Source organism: Actinomadura gamaensis (assembly GCF_042652125.1).
Taxonomy (GTDB): domain Bacteria; phylum Actinomycetota; class Actinomycetes; order Streptosporangiales; family Streptosporangiaceae; genus Spirillospora; species Spirillospora gamaensis.
This window is the reverse complement of sequence record NZ_JBHSIT010000001.1, coordinates 796,731-812,294: the sequence shown is the minus strand read 5'-3', so window position 1 is coordinate 812,294 and position 15,564 is coordinate 796,731. Positions and strand designations below refer to the sequence as shown.

General features: G+C 74.1%; 16 protein-coding genes and 1 pseudogene. 6 read left to right on the top strand and 11 right to left on the bottom strand.

The features are described from left to right. Positions 1–6 precede the first annotated feature (6 nt). Both rpsO and ACFPCY_RS03800 read right to left on the bottom strand, forming a co-directional pair. Positions 7–276, bottom strand: coding sequence for a 30S ribosomal protein S15 (gene rpsO / locus ACFPCY_RS03805; protein WP_378252131.1), 270 nt, complete (start codon positions 274–276; stop codon positions 7–9). Positions 277–544: 268 nt separating this feature from the next. Next, positions 545–1,516, bottom strand: a complete 972-nt coding sequence (locus ACFPCY_RS03800) for a bifunctional riboflavin kinase/FAD synthetase (RefSeq protein WP_378252577.1) — start codon at positions 1,514–1,516, stop codon at positions 545–547. Positions 1,517–1,776: 260 nt separating this feature from the next. Between ACFPCY_RS03800 and ACFPCY_RS03795 the strand changes: the two genes are divergently transcribed. Genes ACFPCY_RS03795 through ACFPCY_RS03785 form a run of 3 tightly spaced genes read left to right on the top strand, consistent with a single transcriptional unit; the run spans position 1,777 to position 4,435 of the window. Then, positions 1,777–2,733 (top strand): endonuclease/exonuclease/phosphatase family protein, encoded by a 957-nt coding sequence (locus ACFPCY_RS03795; protein ID WP_378252130.1) that lies wholly within the window; start codon positions 1,777–1,779, stop codon positions 2,731–2,733. Positions 2,734–2,759: 26 nt separating this feature from the next. Next, complete coding sequence (locus ACFPCY_RS03790) at positions 2,760–3,371, top strand: hypothetical protein (protein WP_378252129.1); 612 nt, start codon at positions 2,760–2,762, stop codon at positions 3,369–3,371. A 41-nt stretch (positions 3,372–3,412) separates the two neighbouring features. Beyond that, positions 3,413–4,435, top strand: a complete 1,023-nt coding sequence (locus ACFPCY_RS03785; protein ID WP_378252128.1) for an SCO family protein — start codon at positions 3,413–3,415, stop codon at positions 4,433–4,435. A gap of 13 nt (positions 4,436–4,448) precedes the next feature. Here the strand turns inward: ACFPCY_RS03785 and truB are convergent, their stop codons facing one another. The 8 genes and pseudogenes from truB to rimP form a co-directional block, all read right to left on the bottom strand. Continuing rightward, positions 4,449–5,321: a tRNA pseudouridine(55) synthase TruB gene (gene truB / locus ACFPCY_RS03780; protein ID WP_378252127.1), complete on the bottom strand. Its 873-nt coding sequence runs from the start codon at positions 5,319–5,321 to the stop codon at positions 4,449–4,451. After that, on the bottom strand, positions 5,318–6,370 hold the full coding sequence (locus ACFPCY_RS03775; protein ID WP_378252126.1) for a DHH family phosphoesterase: 1,053 nt from the start codon (positions 6,368–6,370) through the stop codon (positions 5,318–5,320). Before ACFPCY_RS03775 ends, truB begins: the two co-directional genes overlap by 4 nt. Beyond that, positions 6,367–6,846 (bottom strand): 30S ribosome-binding factor RbfA, encoded by a 480-nt coding sequence (gene rbfA, locus ACFPCY_RS03770; protein WP_378252125.1) that lies wholly within the window; start codon positions 6,844–6,846, stop codon positions 6,367–6,369. Before rbfA ends, ACFPCY_RS03775 begins: the two co-directional genes overlap by 4 nt. 37 nt (positions 6,847–6,883) lie before the next feature. Continuing rightward, a complete protein-coding gene (locus tag ACFPCY_RS03765; RefSeq protein ID WP_378252576.1) occupies positions 6,884–7,180 on the bottom strand; it encodes a DUF503 domain-containing protein in 297 nt (98 codons plus the stop codon). Positions 7,181–7,409: 229 nt separating this feature from the next. Beyond that, positions 7,410–10,541 (bottom strand): translation initiation factor IF-2, encoded by a 3,132-nt coding sequence (gene infB, locus ACFPCY_RS03760; protein WP_378252124.1) that lies wholly within the window; start codon positions 10,539–10,541, stop codon positions 7,410–7,412. Positions 10,542–10,649: 108 nt separating this feature from the next. Beyond that, positions 10,650–10,952, bottom strand: a complete 303-nt coding sequence (locus ACFPCY_RS03755; protein ID WP_378252123.1) for a YlxR family protein — start codon at positions 10,950–10,952, stop codon at positions 10,650–10,652. Between the two features lie 4 nt (positions 10,953–10,956). After that, positions 10,957–12,081 (bottom strand): transcription termination factor NusA, encoded by a 1,125-nt coding sequence (gene nusA / locus ACFPCY_RS03750; RefSeq protein ID WP_378252575.1) that lies wholly within the window; start codon positions 12,079–12,081, stop codon positions 10,957–10,959. 253 nt (positions 12,082–12,334) lie between these two features. Next, a pseudogene (rimP, locus tag ACFPCY_RS03745) lies at positions 12,335–12,937 on the bottom strand (ribosome maturation factor RimP); the annotation flags it as partial. Positions 12,938–13,121: 184 nt separating this feature from the next. Here rimP and ACFPCY_RS03740 point away from each other — a divergent pair. From ACFPCY_RS03740 to ACFPCY_RS03730, 3 genes are all read left to right on the top strand, one after another. After that, positions 13,122–13,676 (top strand): hypothetical protein, encoded by a 555-nt coding sequence (locus tag ACFPCY_RS03740; protein ID WP_378252122.1) that lies wholly within the window; start codon positions 13,122–13,124, stop codon positions 13,674–13,676. Further along, positions 13,673–14,161, top strand: a complete 489-nt coding sequence (locus tag ACFPCY_RS03735; protein WP_378252121.1) for a ferritin-like domain-containing protein — start codon at positions 13,673–13,675, stop codon at positions 14,159–14,161. Before ACFPCY_RS03740 ends, ACFPCY_RS03735 begins: the two co-directional genes overlap by 4 nt. 121 nt (positions 14,162–14,282) lie before the next feature. Continuing rightward, positions 14,283–14,633, top strand: coding sequence for a hypothetical protein (locus ACFPCY_RS03730; RefSeq protein WP_378252120.1), 351 nt, complete (start codon positions 14,283–14,285; stop codon positions 14,631–14,633). A 129-nt stretch (positions 14,634–14,762) separates the two neighbouring features. Here the strand turns inward: ACFPCY_RS03730 and ACFPCY_RS03725 are convergent, their stop codons facing one another. Beyond that, complete coding sequence (locus tag ACFPCY_RS03725) at positions 14,763–15,452, bottom strand: HAD family hydrolase (protein ID WP_378252119.1); 690 nt, start codon at positions 15,450–15,452, stop codon at positions 14,763–14,765. Positions 15,453–15,564 lie beyond the last annotated feature (112 nt).

Sequence of the window (15,564 nt, the reverse complement as noted above, 5' to 3'; positions counted from 1 at the left end):
GCGCCGCTATCGGCGCAGGCCGAGCCGCTCGATCAGGGAGCGGTAGCGGCTGATGTCCTTGTTCTGCAGGTACTTGAGCAGACGGCGGCGACGTCCGACCAGGAGCAGCAGACCACGGCGGCTGTGGTGGTCGTGCTTGTGCTCCTTGAGGTGCTCGGTCAGGTCGTTGATCCGCTTGGTCAGCAGCGCGACCTGGACTTCCGGGGAACCGGTGTCACCCTCAGTGGTCGCGTACTCGGCGATGATCTTGTTCTTGGTGGCGGTGTCGAGCGACACGTGGCTCCTTCTGTGTTCTCGTCATCCGCAGGCCCCGGCCGCCCGGAGTCCGCATGATGCGTCAGGGATGCGTGAGCGAGCCGCATGAGGGTGCAGCCCGCCGCGCCGGGACCTCGTCCCGGCGACTATCAACCGTACCACGCCCCGGACGGCCCCTGTCACGGAGCGGAGGCGCTCGGTGATCACTCCCCGGAACCCCCGTCCACGTGCGGATTCCGGCCCCGGCCCGGCCGGACGCGGCGGATTCCGCCGTCCTCCGGGCTGAGGGTCAGGACTCGGCGGCGGTGAGGTCGCGGGCGCGGGCCACGTCGCGGTGCATCTCCTCGATCAGCGCCTCGATCGAGTCGAACCTGAGCGTGTCGCGGATGCGGGCCAGGAAGTCCACGGCCATGTGCTCGCCGTAGAGGTCCAGGTCGTCGCGGTCCAGGGCGTAGGCCTCCACGGTGCGCTCGACCCCGTCGAAGGTCGGGTTGGTGCCGATGGAGATCGCGGCGGGCCACCGGAAGTCCGGGAAGCGCTCGGTGTCGGCGACCAGCCAGCCCGCGTACACGCCGTCCTTGGGGACGGCGGTGTGCGGCGGGGTCTCCAGGTTCGCGGTCGGGAACCCGAGCGCGCGGCCCCGCTGGTGGCCGCGGACCACGACGCCCTCCACGCGGTGCGGGCGGCCGAGCGCCCGCGCGGCGGCCTCCACGTCCCCGGCGTCCAGTTCGGCGCGGACGCGCGTGGAGGTGATGGTCTCGGTTTCGGCGTCCGTGCGGGCGTCGGTCTCGGCCACCAGCGGCATCCCTTCGGCGGTGAAGTCGTACTTGTCGCCCAGCTCGGTCAGCAGCGCGACGTCCCCCCGGGCACGGTGGCCGAAGCGGAAGTCCGCGCCGACGATCACGTGCTCGGCGTGCAGGCCGTCCACCAGGACGCGCCGGACGAAGTCGTCCGCCGCCTCCCCGGCGAGGTCGGCCGTGAACGGAAGCACCAGGACGGCGTCGGCGCCGAGCTCCTCGAGCAGCTCGGCGCGGCGGCGCGCGCCGGTCAGCAGGGGCGGGTGGCCGCCCGGCCGGACGACCTCGTCCGGGTGCGGCTCGAAGGTCACCACGACCGAGCGCAGGCCGCGCTCGCGGGCGCGCCCGGCGGCGGCGCGGACGATGCGCGCGTGCCCCCGGTGCACCCCGTCGAACACGCCGACGGTCACCACCGACCGTCCCCAGTCGGCGGGAACCTCGTCGAGGCCCTGCCAGCGCCGCACCATGCCCTCCCTGCCTCGGGCCCTCGCCGGGCCCCGCGCCGGACCGCCCGCCGCTTCCGTCTCCGCCCAAGGGTGCCATGCGCGGCCGGATGCGCAATCCGCCGGGTCGGGCGAATCGGCGACGCCCCGGACAACCCGCCCGTCCCCGCCTGCCGCCGAGCCCGGCGCACCGGCCCGCGGAGGGCCCGGGGTAACGGGTTTCGGCGCGTCCGGGGTGCCGGAGGACGGCGCACCTGATCACGCGGGGTAGCGTCTGCTGGGTGACCGCGCAGAGCCGAAGCAGCGCGCGGAACGCCCGGAACCGGTGCGTTCCGCTGTCCCGCACGCGTCCGCGCGGGCCGCTGATCGCGGTCCTGGCGCTGGCGCTGGCCATGCTCATCGCCGGGCACCGCGCGGTGCCCGGCGCGTTCGGAACGATCGTGGACACGGCCCTGCCCTGGCTCGGCCTGCCGGTGCCGCTGCTGATCGCGGCGGCCGCGTACCGGCGCGCCTGGACGGGGCTGGCCGTCGCGCTCGTCCCGCTGGTGGTCTGGGTCGTCCTGTTCGGCGTCGCGTTCGTGCCGGGGGCGTCCGCCGGACGGCACGACCTGCGCGTCGTCAGCCAGAACCTCTACGCCGGCAACAAGGACCCGCGCGCCACCGTGGACCGGCTCCTCGCCACCAGGGCCGACCTGATCGCCGTCCAGGAGTTCCGGGACGGCCCGTTCGCGGCCAGGCTCGACGCCGCCTACCCGTACGGCGCGCGGCGCGGCACCGTCGCCCTGTGGGGCAGGTTCCCACTGCGCGACGCCAAGGTCGTGGATCTCGGGCTCGGCTGGCCGCGCGCGCTCAGGGTGACGGCGCAGACCCCGCGCGGGCCGGTCACGGTGTACGTGGCGCACGCCGGGTCGGCGCGGCCGGGCGCGACCCGCGAGCGCGACACGAGCGTGGACAGGCTCGCCGACGCCGTCCGCGCCGACCCCTCGAAGCGCATCCTGCTGCTCGGCGACCTGAACACCGCGACCACCGACCGGGAGCTCGAACGGCTCGTGCCGATGCTGAGCGAGGCCCAGCTCGCGGCGGGCACCGGGCTCGGGTTCACCTGGCCGTCCTCGTTCCCGGTCACCCGCCCCGACCACGTGCTCTTCAAGGGCGTCAAGGCCGAGGCGGCGACGACGCTGCGCACTCCGGGCAGCGACCACCGGGCCGTTCAGGCGGACTTCAGCGTCGGCTCCTGAGGGGCCGTGGGACGATGGGTCCGCCCATGTCCGAGCGCACGTCCGAGCCCGTTCCGGGGCCCGCCCTCCCCGTCGCCCGCCTCGCCCGCGCGGTGCTGTTCGCGACGGTCTGCCTGACGCTGACCGTCGCCGGTCACGCGTACTCGGCGGGCGTTCCGGTGCCGCCGGGCGCGATCGGGCTCGGATTCCTGCTGGTCACCGGGTTCGCGGCGCTCCTCGCCGGGACGGAACGGACCTATCCCACGATCCTCGGCGGCCTGCTCGGCGCGCAGTTCGGCCTGCACGTGCTGTTCGTCCAGGCCACGGCCACGCCGGACAAGGGGGCCGCGGCCGTCCACCACAGCCTGGCGCATGTCGCACATTTCCGGCACCCGCACGGCGGGGCGACGATGACGCTCGCGCACGGGCTGGCCGCGCTGGCCGCCGCCTGGTGGCTGCGGCGCGGCGAGGCGGCGGCGTGGTCGCTGGCCCGCCGGATCGCCGCCGCGGCTCGTCCGCCCCGGCTCGTCATTCCGGACGTCCGGGTTCCGGCGCGGCCGTCCGTCCGGCCGGCGGTCCGGGTCCTGCCTTTGCGGACGGCCCCGCTGCGCCATTCGGTCTCGCGGCGCGGCCCACCGCGGACGCTCTCCATCGCCTGATCACCTTTTGCGTTTCACCAGTTCACGTGGAGAGTTCTCGCATGCGCGCATTCCTCGCGCTCGGCCTTGCCGGGGTCCTGCTCGGCACGGCCGCCTGTTCCGGCTCCGGCTCCGGTCACTCGGACGCCCCCGCGGCGGCCGAGCGGCCCGCCGGAAAGAGCCCGTACAAGTCCACCCGGCTGCCCGCGGCCTACAAGATCCCGGACGTCCGGCTCACCGACCAGGACGGACGCCCCTACGATCTCGCCGCCCGCGGCCAGGGCAAGATCACGATGCTGTTCTTCGGCTACACGCACTGCCCCGACATCTGCCCGACCACCATGGCGGACGCGGCGGGCGCGATGAGCCTGCTGTCCCCCGCCGAGAAGGCCCGCACGCGCGTGGTCTTCGTCACCGCCGACCCGGCGCGGGACAAGCCGGACGTCCTGAAGGAGTTCCTCGGCAAGTTCGACACCTCGTTCGTCGGCCTCACCGGCCCGTACGCGGAGATCAGGAAGGCCGCCGCGGACGCGAAGACCCCGATCAGCCCGCCGCCCGCGGGCGCCAAGGGCGACTACGCCGTGCAGCACGGCAGCAACGTCATGGTCTACGGCCCGGACGGCTCGGGCGCGCTCATGTTCCCCTACCAGTTCGGCAGCGCGGAGATGGCGCACGACCTCAAGGCGCTCATGGCGGCGGCGCCGTCCGCCGGTTCCGCCGCGACGGCCGGGTCGATCAGGGTGGACGGGGCGCGGGTGCGCGTGCCGTCCTCGCCGGACGTCACCGCCGGATACCTGACGATCACCAACACCGGGCAGCCCGACACACTCACCGGCGCGGACTCCCCCGCGGCGGGGAGCGTCGAGATGCACCGGATGTCGATGAACGGCAACGGCATGAAGATGGAGCAGGTCAGGACCGTCCCGGTCGGCAAGGGGACGGTCGAGTTCGCCCAGGGCGGCCTGCACCTGATGCTCATGAAGCCGCGCGATCTCAAGGCGGGCCAGAGCGTCGAGCTGACGCTGCACTTCGCCCGGGCGGGCGATGTCAAGGTCACCGCCCGGGTCGTCCCCGTGACCGGCTAGGAACCCCGGACGGTCAGGAGGCGAAGACGGCGAGGGGCTTGGCCGCGCGGCCCTGCTCCTCGACCAGCGCCAGCAGGGTCCCGTCGGGGGCGAACACCCCGACGGGGCCCGGGCCGAGACCGGCGGCGGGCAGCTTGCCGCCGTGCACGACCTTGCGGGCGTCGTCGTCGGTCACGTCCCGGCGCGGGAACGCCGCCGCGACCGCGTCGCCGATCGGGAGCACCTCCAGCGACTCGGCCAGCTGGTCGATCGTCCGGGCCATGGAGAGGTCGTACGGGCCGACGCGGGTGCGGCGCAGAGAGGTCAGGTGGCCGCCGCAGCCGAGCGCGGCGCCGAGGTCGCGGGCCAGCGCGCGGATGTAGGTGCCGGACGAGCAGGTCACCGACGCGTCCACGTCGACCAGGTCGCCCTCGCGCCGGATGGCGGTCACCTCGAAGGCGTGCACGGTCACCGGCCGCGCCTTGAGCTCGACCTCCTCGCCCTTGCGGGCCATCTTGTAGGCCCGCTCGCCGTTCACCTTGATCGCGCTGACCTGCGGCGGGACCTGGCTGATCGGCCCGGTGAGCGCGGCGACGCCCGCCATGACCGCGGCGTCGGTGACGTGCCCGGCGGGCGCGGACGCGGTGATCTCGCCCTCCGCGTCGTCGGTGTTGGTGGTCTGGCCGAGCCGGATCGTCGCGTCGTACTGCTTCTCGGTCAGCGCGAGGTGGCCGAGCAGCCGCGTCGCCTTCTCGACGCCGACGACCAGCACGCCGGTCGCCATCGGGTCGAGCGTGCCCGCGTGGCCGACGCGGCGGGTCCTCGCGAGCCGCCGCATCTTGCCGACGACGTCGTGGGACGTCCAGTCGGCGGGCTTGTCGACGATGACGAGTCCAGAGGTGGTCACGCGATGCGCTCCGAGTCGGTGGTGAAGCCGGAACCGGGCTCCTCGACCGCGCCGAGCGCGGCGCGGAGCCGGTCGATGATCTCGGCGGGCTCGCCCGCCGCGTTGAACGCCGCGGCGGTGCGGTGCCCGCCGCCGCCGAGCAGCGCGCAGGCCCGGCCCACGTCCACGCCGCCCTTGGAGCGGGTCGAGACGTACCAGTCGCCCGCGTCGGTCTGCTTGCAGACCACCGCGACCTCGGCCTCCTCGGTGCGCCGGAGCTGGTCGATGACGCCCTCCAGCTGCTCGTAGGTGACGCCGAGGACGGACCGGTCGCCGCGCTGCACGGTCGTCCAGACCAGGCCGCGCCCGCCCGCGGCGGAACGCTCCAGCCGGGCCCGGCCGAGCGCCGCCGACAGCACCTGGAGGTAGCCGAACGGGGCTCGGTCCCACAGCTCGCGGCTGATCTGGTCGGGCCGGACGCCCGCCTCCAGCAGCCGCCGCGCCAGATCGTGGACCTGCGGGGTCGTGCACGGGTACTTGAACGAGCCGGTGTCGCTGGCGAGGCCCGCGTACAGGCCCTGCGCGACGTCCCGGGTGAGCGGGACGCCGAGCCGCCGGATCAGCTCGTCCGCGAGGACGGCCGTGGCGGCGGCCTCGGGATCGGCGAGCATCACCGTCTCCCCGGCGCGCTCGGCCGCGAACGACCGTCCGGACGCGTGGTGGTCCAGGACGACCAGCGCGTCGGCGCGGGCGGCGGTCGCGGCGAGCGAGCCGAGCCGGTCCGGGCCGGCCGCGTCCAGCGCGATCATCAGCGCCGGGTGGCGCGGCAGCTCGCCCGGCCCGGCCAGCAGCTCCATGCCGGGCAGGAAGCGCAGGCTCGGCGGGACCGTGAACGGCTCGCCGAACGAGGCCGCCACGGACTTGCCGAGCCCCCGCAGCACCTGCGCGACCGCCAGCATCGACCCGAGGGCGTCGCCGTCCGGCCCGATGTGGCACGCGAGCACGATCTCGCCGGCCGCGTCGATCAGGTCGAGGGCCCGGTCCCAGTCGAGTCCGGCCCCGGTGTTCACGAGGAGGCTCGGGCGACGCCGTCGTCGCCGGGGTCGTCGTCCTCGCCGTCCGCCTCGTCCGCGTCCTCCCGGTAGGGGTTCGCGTCGCCGGCGGGCTTCGCGCGCGCCGCCGCGGCGGCCACGTCGGCGTCCTGCCGGCGCGCCTTGGCGAGCAGGTCGTCGATGTGCGCGGCGTTCTCCATGAGGGAGTCGAGCTTGAACGTCAGGCTCGGCGTGTGCCGCACGCCGGTCTGCCGCCCGACCTCGGAGCGGAGGATCCCCTTGGCGCTCTCCAGCGCGGCGGCGGTCCCGGCCCGCTCCTCCTCGGTCCCGTAGACCGTGTAGAAGACGGTCGCGTCCCGCAGGTCGTTGGTGATCCGGGTGTCGGTCACGGTCACGAAGCCGAGCCGCGGATCCTTGATCCGCCGCTCCAGCGTCTCGGCCACGATCTGCTGGATGCGGTCGGCGAGCTTGCGCGCCCGGGCTGCGTCCACCATGGTCGCACTCCCTTTCCACGGCCCCCCGGAAGGGCGCCTAGTCCTCGTCGTTGAAGAGCCGCCGCCTGGCCGACAGCAGCTCGATCTCGGGGCGACCGGCCACCAGCCGCTCGCACTGCTCCAGCACGCGGGCGCAGTTGTCGGCGGTCCCGGACACCACCGCCACCCCGATCTCGGCCCGGCGGTGCAGATCGTTGTCGCCGGTCTCGGCGACCGCCACGCCGGGGAAGTGCTTGCGCACCTCCGCGACGATCGGACGGACCACCGCCCGCTTCTGCTTCAGCGACCGTACGTCGCCGAGCAGCAGATCGAGCGTCAACGCACCCACGAACAGGACGACCACCCCTGGTTTCCGTAACTGTGAACGACGGCGGCCACACCCCGTGTTCCCGCCTCCGCGTCCAGCGAACACGGGATGATCCGGACGGGGCCGCCCATATCGAGAGCGCCAGGCTAGTGGATCAACCTGACGCTCTCACCTGCTTTAACGCACTCGCCCCACCCGGAGGCGGGCAGGGGTGAGGCGCCCCTCCCTGAAGAGGGGCGCCTCACCGCCCACGGGATCAGTCCCGCGGCTTCTCGCGCATCTCGAAGCACTCGATGGTGTCTCCGAGCTTGATGTCGTTGTAGCCGACACCGATACCGCACTCGAAGCCCTCGCGGACCTCGGTGGCGTCGTCCTTGAAGCGGCGCAGCGACGACACCGTGAGGTTGTCGGCGACCACGACGCCGTCGCGGACGAGGCGCGCCTTGGCGTTGCGCTGGATGACGCCCGAGGTGACCATCGAGCCGCCGATGTTGCCGATCCGCGGGACCTTGAAGATCTCGCGAATCTCGGCGGTGCCGAGCTGGTGCTCCTCGAACTCCGGCTTGAGCATGCCCTTGAGGGCCGCCTCGACTTCCTCGATCGCCTGGTAGATGACCGAGTAGTACCGGATGTCCACGCCCTCGCGGTCGGCCAGCTCCTGCGCGTTCCGCTCGGGACGCACGTTGAAGCCGATGATGACCGCGCCGTCCGAGGCGAGCGACAGGTTGACGTCGTCCTGGGTGATGGCGCCGACGCCGCGGCGGATGACCCGGAGGGACACCTCGTCGCCCACGTCGATCTTGAGGAGGGAGTCCTCCAGCGCCTCGACCGAACCGGACACGTCGCCCTTGAGGATGAGCAGCAGCTCTTCCCGCTCGCCGCGCTCGAGGTCCTTGAACAGCTCTTCCAGCGAGCTGCTCTTGCGGGACCGCAGGAGCTCGGCGTTGCGCTTGCGCGCGGTGCGCTTGTCGGCGATCTGCCGGGCGACCCGCTCGTCCTCGACGACGAGGAAGTTGTCGCCCGCGCCGGGCACGGCGTTGAGGCCGAGCACCAGCACCGGACGGGACGGCAGCGCCTCTTCGACGTTGTTGCCGTTCTCGTCCAGCATCGCCCGGACGCGGCCGTGGGCCACGCCGCAGACGATCGAGTCGCCGACCCGCAGCGTGCCGCGCTGCACCAGCACCGTCGCGACCGAACCGCGGCCCTTGTCCAGGTGGGCCTCGATGGCCGTGCCCTGGGCGGGCATGTCCGGGTTCGCGACGAGCTCGAGCTCGGCGTCGGCGGTCAGGACGACCGCTTCCAGCAGGCCCTCGATGTTCGTGCCCTGCTTGGCGGACACGTCCACGAACTGGGTCTGCCCGCCGAACTCCTCGGCGACCAGGCCGTACTCGGTGAGCTGCGCCCGGACCTTGGTCGGGTCCGCGCCCTCGACGTCGATCTTGTTGACCGCGACCACGATCGGGACCCCCGCCGCGGTGGCGTGGTCGATCGCCTCGGTGGTCTGCGGCTTGACGCCGTCGTCGGCGGCGACCACCAGCACCACCAGGTCGGTGGTGTCGGCGCCGCGGGCACGCATGGCGGTGAACGCCTCGTGACCCGGGGTGTCGATGAAGGTGATCTTGCGCGGCTCGCCGTCGACCTCGGTCTGCACCTGGTAGGCGCCGATGTGCTGGGTGATGCCGCCGGCCTCGCCCGCCTGGACGTCGGCGTGCCGGATGGCGTCCAGCAGCTTGGTCTTACCGTGGTCGACGTGACCCATGACGGTCACGACCGGCGGACGCGGCTGGAGGTTCTCCTCGCCGCCCTCGTCCTCGCCGAACTCGATGTCGAACGACTCGAGCAGCGCGCGGTCCTCGTCCTCCGGGGAGACGACCTGGACGTCGAAGTCCAGCTCGACGCCCAGCAGCTGGAGGTCGTCGGGGTCCACCGACTGGGTGGCGGTGACCATCTTGCCGAGGTGCATCATGATCTGCACCAGCGACGCCGGGTTGGCGCCGATCTTCTCGGCGAAGTCGGTCAGCGACGCGCCCTGCGGCAGCCGGACGGTCTTGCCGTTGCCGCGCGGGGCGAGCACGCCACCGGTCGTCGGGGCCTGCATGGCCTCGAACTCTTGACGGCGCGCGCGCTTGCTCTTGCGGCCGCGGGCCGGGCGTCCGCCCGGACGGCCGAACGCGCCCTGCGTGCCCCCGCGACCGCGACCGCCGCCACCGGGACGGGGGCCGAAGCCGCCGCCACCGCCGGGACGACCGCCACCGGGGCCGCCGCCGGTGCGGGGACCGCCGAAGCCGCCACCGCCGCCGCCCGGACGACCGCCGCCACCGGGACGACCGCCGCCGCCACCCGGACGGCCACCGCCGCCACCGGGACGGCCACCGCCGCCGGGTCCGCCGCGGCCGGGCGCACCGGCCGGACGGGAGGACGGCATGTTCATCGGGCTCGGACGCGGACCGGCCGGACGCGGGGGCATCCCCGCCGGGTTCGGCCGCGGGCCGCCGGCGCCGGGAGCGCCGCCGGGACGGGCGCCGCCGCCCGGACGCGGACCGCCGGGACGGTCACCGCCGCGCGGGCCGTCCGGACGCGGGCCGGGACGCGGACCCGGCTTGGGCGCCTGGCCCATGCCGGAGTTGGTCGAGCTGAACGGGTTGTTGCCGGGACGCGGCGCGCCGGGACGGCCACCGCCGCCCTGGCGCGGACCCGGACGCGGGCCGGGCTTCGGACCGGCGCCGCCCTGCGGGCGAGGTCCCGGACGCGCGCCACCGCGGTCACCGCGGTCGCCGCGCTCCGGACGCTCGGTGCGCTCCGGACGCTCGGTGCGCTCGCCGCGGACCTGGTCGCCGCCGCTCGCGGCGGCCGGACGCGGCGCGGGCGCCGGGGCGGGGGTGCCGCCACCGGGCATGCCGGGGGCCGGCGGAACCGGACCCGGACGCGGGCCCGGACGCGGCGCGCCGCCCTGCTGGCCGCCGGACGGCTGGCCGCCGGGCTGCTGACCACCAGGCTGCTGACCACCAGGCTGCTGGCCACCGGGCTGCTGCTGTCCGCCCTGCTGGCCGCCGCCCTGCGGGCGCGGACCGGGGGTCGGACGGGGGCCGGGACGCGGTCCCGGCGTGGGACGGGACTCGCCCGTCTGAGCGGGCGCACCCGCGCCGTTGCCCGAAGGGGCCGGACGCGGAGGCGCGGACGGCCGGGGAGCCTGCGGCTTCTTCCCGGCCTTGGAGCCGGACTTGCCCGACCCCTGGTTGAAAGCTTCGGTGAGCCTGCGAACGACCGGCGCCTCGATCGTGGAGGACGCCGACCGGACGAACTCGCCCATCTCCTGGAGCTTGGCCATGACGACCTTGCTCTCTACACCGAACTCCTTGGCGAGTTCGTATACCCGGACCTTGGCCACTGCACTCCCTACTCGGTCCGGGGGTGCGGCCTCCGGACCGTCGTTACCTTGCCGTACTCATCGCGGCGTGCTCATCGAGCGCTCATAGCAATCTCGACCTGCTTCCGACTAGACGTCGCTTACCGTTCGGCCATCCTGCTGCTGCGCGGCGCGAGCCGCAAGTGCGGAATCCAGCCCGCCGTGATCGAGCGGCCCCTGGACGCGAAAGGCCCGGGGGAACGCCCGACGCTTGACGGCGAGCTGGAGGCACTTCGGATCGGGGTGCAGGTGAGCACCCCGGCCCGGAAGCCGCCCTCGAGGGTCGAGGACGATCTCATCGCCTCGAACCACCAGGCGCAACAGGTCGGACTTGGCCGTGCGAACCCGGCAGCCCACGCACGTTCGCACGGGGACCGCCCGGTCACCACCCATCAGTCTACCGCGCCGAGGCGTCGGCGGGACCTGCCGCCGGGGCGGCAGGCGAAGAAGCTCCCGTTTCGTCGGATTCGGCGGCCTTCTCCGCCCCGCCCGCGGACCCGCCCGAGGCCCCTTCCGAGGACTGCTCCTCGGCCCGGTTCCGGGACGATCCGGGCGCTTCGCCACCGGCCGACTCGGTGTCGGACCGGATGTCGATCTTCCAGCCGGTCAGCCGCGCGGCGAGCCGGGCGTTCTGGCCCTCCTTGCCGATGGCCAGGGACAGCTGGTAGTCGGGCACCACCACGCGGGCGGTGCGGGCGCCCTCGTCCACCACGGTCACGCTGTTCACCCGGGCGGGCGACAGCGCGTTGCCGACGAACTCGGCCGGATCGTCCGACCAGTCCACGATGTCGATCTTCTCGCCGTGCAGCTCGGCCATCACGTTGCGGACCCGGCTGCCCAGCGGGCCGATGCACGCGCCCTTGGCGTTCACGCCGGGCTTGCGCGAGCGGACCGCGATCTTGGTGCGGTGGCCGGCCTCGCGGGCGATCGCGGCGATCTCGACGGTGCCGTCGGCGATCTCCGGGACCTCCAGCGCGAACAGCTTCTTCACCAGGTTCGGGTGGGTGCGCGAGAGCTGCACCGACGGGCCGCGGTGGCCCTTGCGGACCTGCACCACGTAGGCGCGCAGCCGCTCGCCGTGCTCGTACCGCTCGCCGGGCACCTGCTCCTGCGGCTGCAGGACGGCCTCCAGCTTGCCGAGGTCGACCAGCACGTTCCGCGGGTCCTTGCCCTGCTGGATGATCCCGGAGACGATGTCGCCCTCGCGCTCGGCGAACTCGCCGAGCGTCAGCTCGTCCTCGGCGTCGCGCAGCTTCTGCAGGATGACCTGCTTCGCCGTGGTCGCCGCGATACGTGAGAAGTCGTCCGGGGTGTCGTCGTATTCCCGGACGGCCGCGCCCTCGTCGTCGGTCTCGGTCGCCCAGACCGTGACGTGCCCGGTCGAGCGGTCGAGCTCGACGCGCGCGCGGGCGGCCGCGCCCTCGCCGCGGTGGTAGGCGATCAGCAGGGCGTCTTCGATGGCCTTGACGGCGACGTCGAGCGAGATGTCCTTCTCGCTCTCCAGCAGCCGCAGGGCTGTCATGTCGATGTCCACGAGGCTCCCCCCTCTATTCCGGCTCGGCCGGAGAACGCGTTTCCTCGGCCTCGCCCGCGAGGTCGTCCGCGGGCTCCCCGTGCCGCCCGTCCGTCCCCGCGTCGATCTCAGCGTCGATCTGGGCGTCGACGTCGGCGTCGACTTCGTCGTCGGCGTCATCGAACTCGTCGAGGTCGCCGGTGTCGCCGGGCTCGGCGTCCGCGCCGGCGGACGCGCCGTTGCCGGAGCCGCCCTTGCCGGTCTCGGCCTCGCTGCGGAACTCGACCTGGACGCGGCCCGGCCCGAGGTCGGCCAGCGCGAACTCGCGCCGGACCGGCTTCACCGGACGGCCCTTGGCCGACCTGCCCTTGGCGGGCGTGACGTCGATGACGACGGTCTCGTCGTCGGCGGAGACCACGCGGCCCTCGATCCGGCCGCCGTCCTCGCCCTCCAGCGGGACGACGACCAGCCGCCCGGCGGCGCGCCGCCAGTGCCGGGCCTCGGTGAGCGGGCGGTCGACGCCCGGCGAGGTGACCTCCAGCACGTACGGCGAGGCGCCCATCACGTCGGAGGCGTCCAGCAGTTCCGAGGCCGCCTGGCTCAGGTCGGCGACGTCGTCGAGGCTGACCCCGCCGTCGCCGTCCACGACGATCTTCACCAGCCGGCGGCGCCCGGCCGGGCGCACCTCGACCGCCTCCAGGTCGAACCCGGCGCCGGTCACGGCGGGCGTGAGCAGCCGGGTCAGCTCGACGGCCGTCTCGTCGCGGGACCTCCTGGCCCCGGCGCCCGCGGCCCTGCCGCCGGTCGGGGCGGCCGCGCCGGCACGGCCCCGGTGAGCGCTGCCGCCACGGGACTCGACGCTCATGGGACCTCCTCCTGTTGTGCGGACTCGAAACCGTGTGTCCGTTGACCCCTCAAGACTATCGACAGCCGGACACCTCAGCGGCCTTTCGGACAGCTCACCGGCGTGCCGCCGGGCCTTTCCGCGGCTCCGGATGTGGAATGCTGGGGCACTCTGCCCACCATCACGATCCGGTGAGGAGTCGCGCGTGCCCGAGGCCGGGGCCGGGAAGGGCCCGTCCACGCCGTCGCTCCGGGACGTGCCCGCGCCGTCGCGCCGGGCTCTGATCGGCTGGTCGGCCGCGCTCGCGCTGCCCGCCGCGCCGCTGCTCGCGGGCTGCGGGTCGGTCGCGCCCGCCAAGGCCGACACCGCCGGGCTGCCCGTGCTGGTGGCGGCGATCACGTCCGAGCAGGACCTCGTCGCCCGCTACGAGGCGGCGCGCTCGGCGCACGCCGAGCTGGCCTGGCTGCTCGATCCGGCGCTGGCGCACCACCGCGAGCATCTGGCGGTCCTGCGCCGGCACTACGTGTCCGGTTCGGGCAACCGGGCGGGCGAGGGCGGCAGGATCCCGCCGTCCGCGCCGGTGGCGCCGCCCGGCGGCGGTCCGCGCGCGGTGCTGGCCGGTCTGCGCCAGGCGGAGACGAGCGCGGCGGCGCGGCTCACCGCGGCCGTGGCGAAGGTGGACGCGGGCCTCGCGCAGGTGCTGGCAAGCATCGGCGCGTGCGAGGCCGGGCACGCCGAGGCGCTGGGGAGGGCGTCGTGAGCGAGGTGACGACGGTCTCGGCGCTCCAGGAGGCGCTGAAGGCCGAGCACGCCGCCGTCTACGGGTACGGGGTGCTCGGCGCGAAGCTGCGTGGAGCGAGCCAGGACGCCGCGCGTTCGCTGTGGGACGACCACCGCGCGCAGCGCGACGAGCTGATCTCGCGGCTGGCGGCGCTCGGGGTGCGCGCCGAGGCCGCCGCGCCCGCCTACAAGCTGCCCGTGCGGCCCACGTCCGGACGGACGGCCGCCCAGCTCGCGACGGTCCTGGAACGTGACGTCGTGACGGCCTACGCGGGGCTCGCCGGTGCGCCGGACCCCGCGCTGCGGACGATGGCGGCCCGCGAGATGCAGCAGGCGATGGCGCGGTCGGTGCGCTGGCAGGCTTCGGCGGGGACGGGCCGGGTGACCGGGCCGTCCGGCGCGTTCCCCGGGCTTCCGGACTCGTCCCTGTCCCCCGCCCCGGAACCGGGCGGCGGCAACGACTGACGCCGGGCTCGGTTCGACCTTCCGCCAGGTCGCCCTACTTTGGGAACTGTGAGGCTCCAGTTCTCGTTAGTCCGTTTCGCAAAGGGGTACTGGGGCCGTCGGGGGAAGGAATCCAGTCCAGATGGCAGTGATGCAGGAGAAGTCCGGAACCGGCTCGTCCACGCTGGACGAGCTGAAGGCGGCGTACCAGGCGCAGCTCGCGCACCTGGCCGCCGAGCGCGACGAGGCCCGCCGCCAGGCGCGTCGGGCCAAGGCCGAGGCGGACGTGGCGCGCGCGAACCTGGCCAGCCTCCAGGCGCGCGTGGAGCGGCTGCTCGGCACCGTCCGGAGCGAACTCGGCCTCCCGGTCGCGACCGACGCCGACCTCACGCAGAAGAGGACGGCGGCGGACCCGGCGGACAAGCCCGCCGACCGGAACGGCGAGGCCGCCAACCGGAAGGACGCGGCGAGGACGGTCGGCAAGGCCGCCTGAGCCCGACCGTTGACGGCGGGGACCCCGGCCACGGGGCTCCCCGCCGTCGCACGTCAGGCCGCCGTCAGACGGATCAGCAGGCCGTCGTCGGACACCTGCAGGCCGTCGTCGGACCCACCGGCAGGCCCGTCAGAGCGACCAGCGCTCGATGTGGCCGAGCAGGTCGCCGAGCCCGCCGTGCAGGACGGCATCGGGTTCGGTCTGCCAGGACGGGACGGTGCTGTTCGGCATGAGGGCGGCGCGCATCCCGACCGACTTGGCCCCGTGGATGTCGTCGAACGGACGGTCGCCGACGAAGACGCAAGCGGACGGGTCGTCCACCTCGACGGCCGCCATCGCGGCGCGGAACGCCTCGGCGTGCGGCTTGGTCCACGGGATCTCGCTGGAGTAGACCGCGCCGTCGAGCAGCCCGAGCACGCCGTCGCGGTCGAAGATGCGCTCGTGCCAGTCGCGCGACCACATGGTGTTCGACAGCACGCCCACCTTCAGCCCGCGCTCCCGCAACTCGCGCAGCAGGCCGGGGGCGGCGGGATCGATGAGGGTGTGCGGCGTCCACAGGTCGTAGACGGCGTCGAGCAGGGCGTCGCTGGGCTCGACGCCCGCGATCGCGAACACCTCGTCGAGGGTCGCGCTGCGGTGCTCGTCCTTGCAGCGCCGCCACAGCTCCTCCTCGGCGGCGAGCAGGCGCGTCGCGGCGTCGGCGGCGTCCTGCGGGGACAGCCCGGCGGCGCAGATCCGCTTCCAGATGTCGGGGATGTCGATGTCGTGCCAGGGGGTCAGCGTGCCGCCCCAGTCGAAGATCACCGCCTTGACGCTCATGGCGGAAAGCGTAACCAGTGGCTCCGACAGCCGTTGCACTCCCCATGAGGCGGATCACTCCGGCAGGCGCGGCCGGGGCGGTCCGGACTCGGCCAGTCCCCGACCGGCTCGT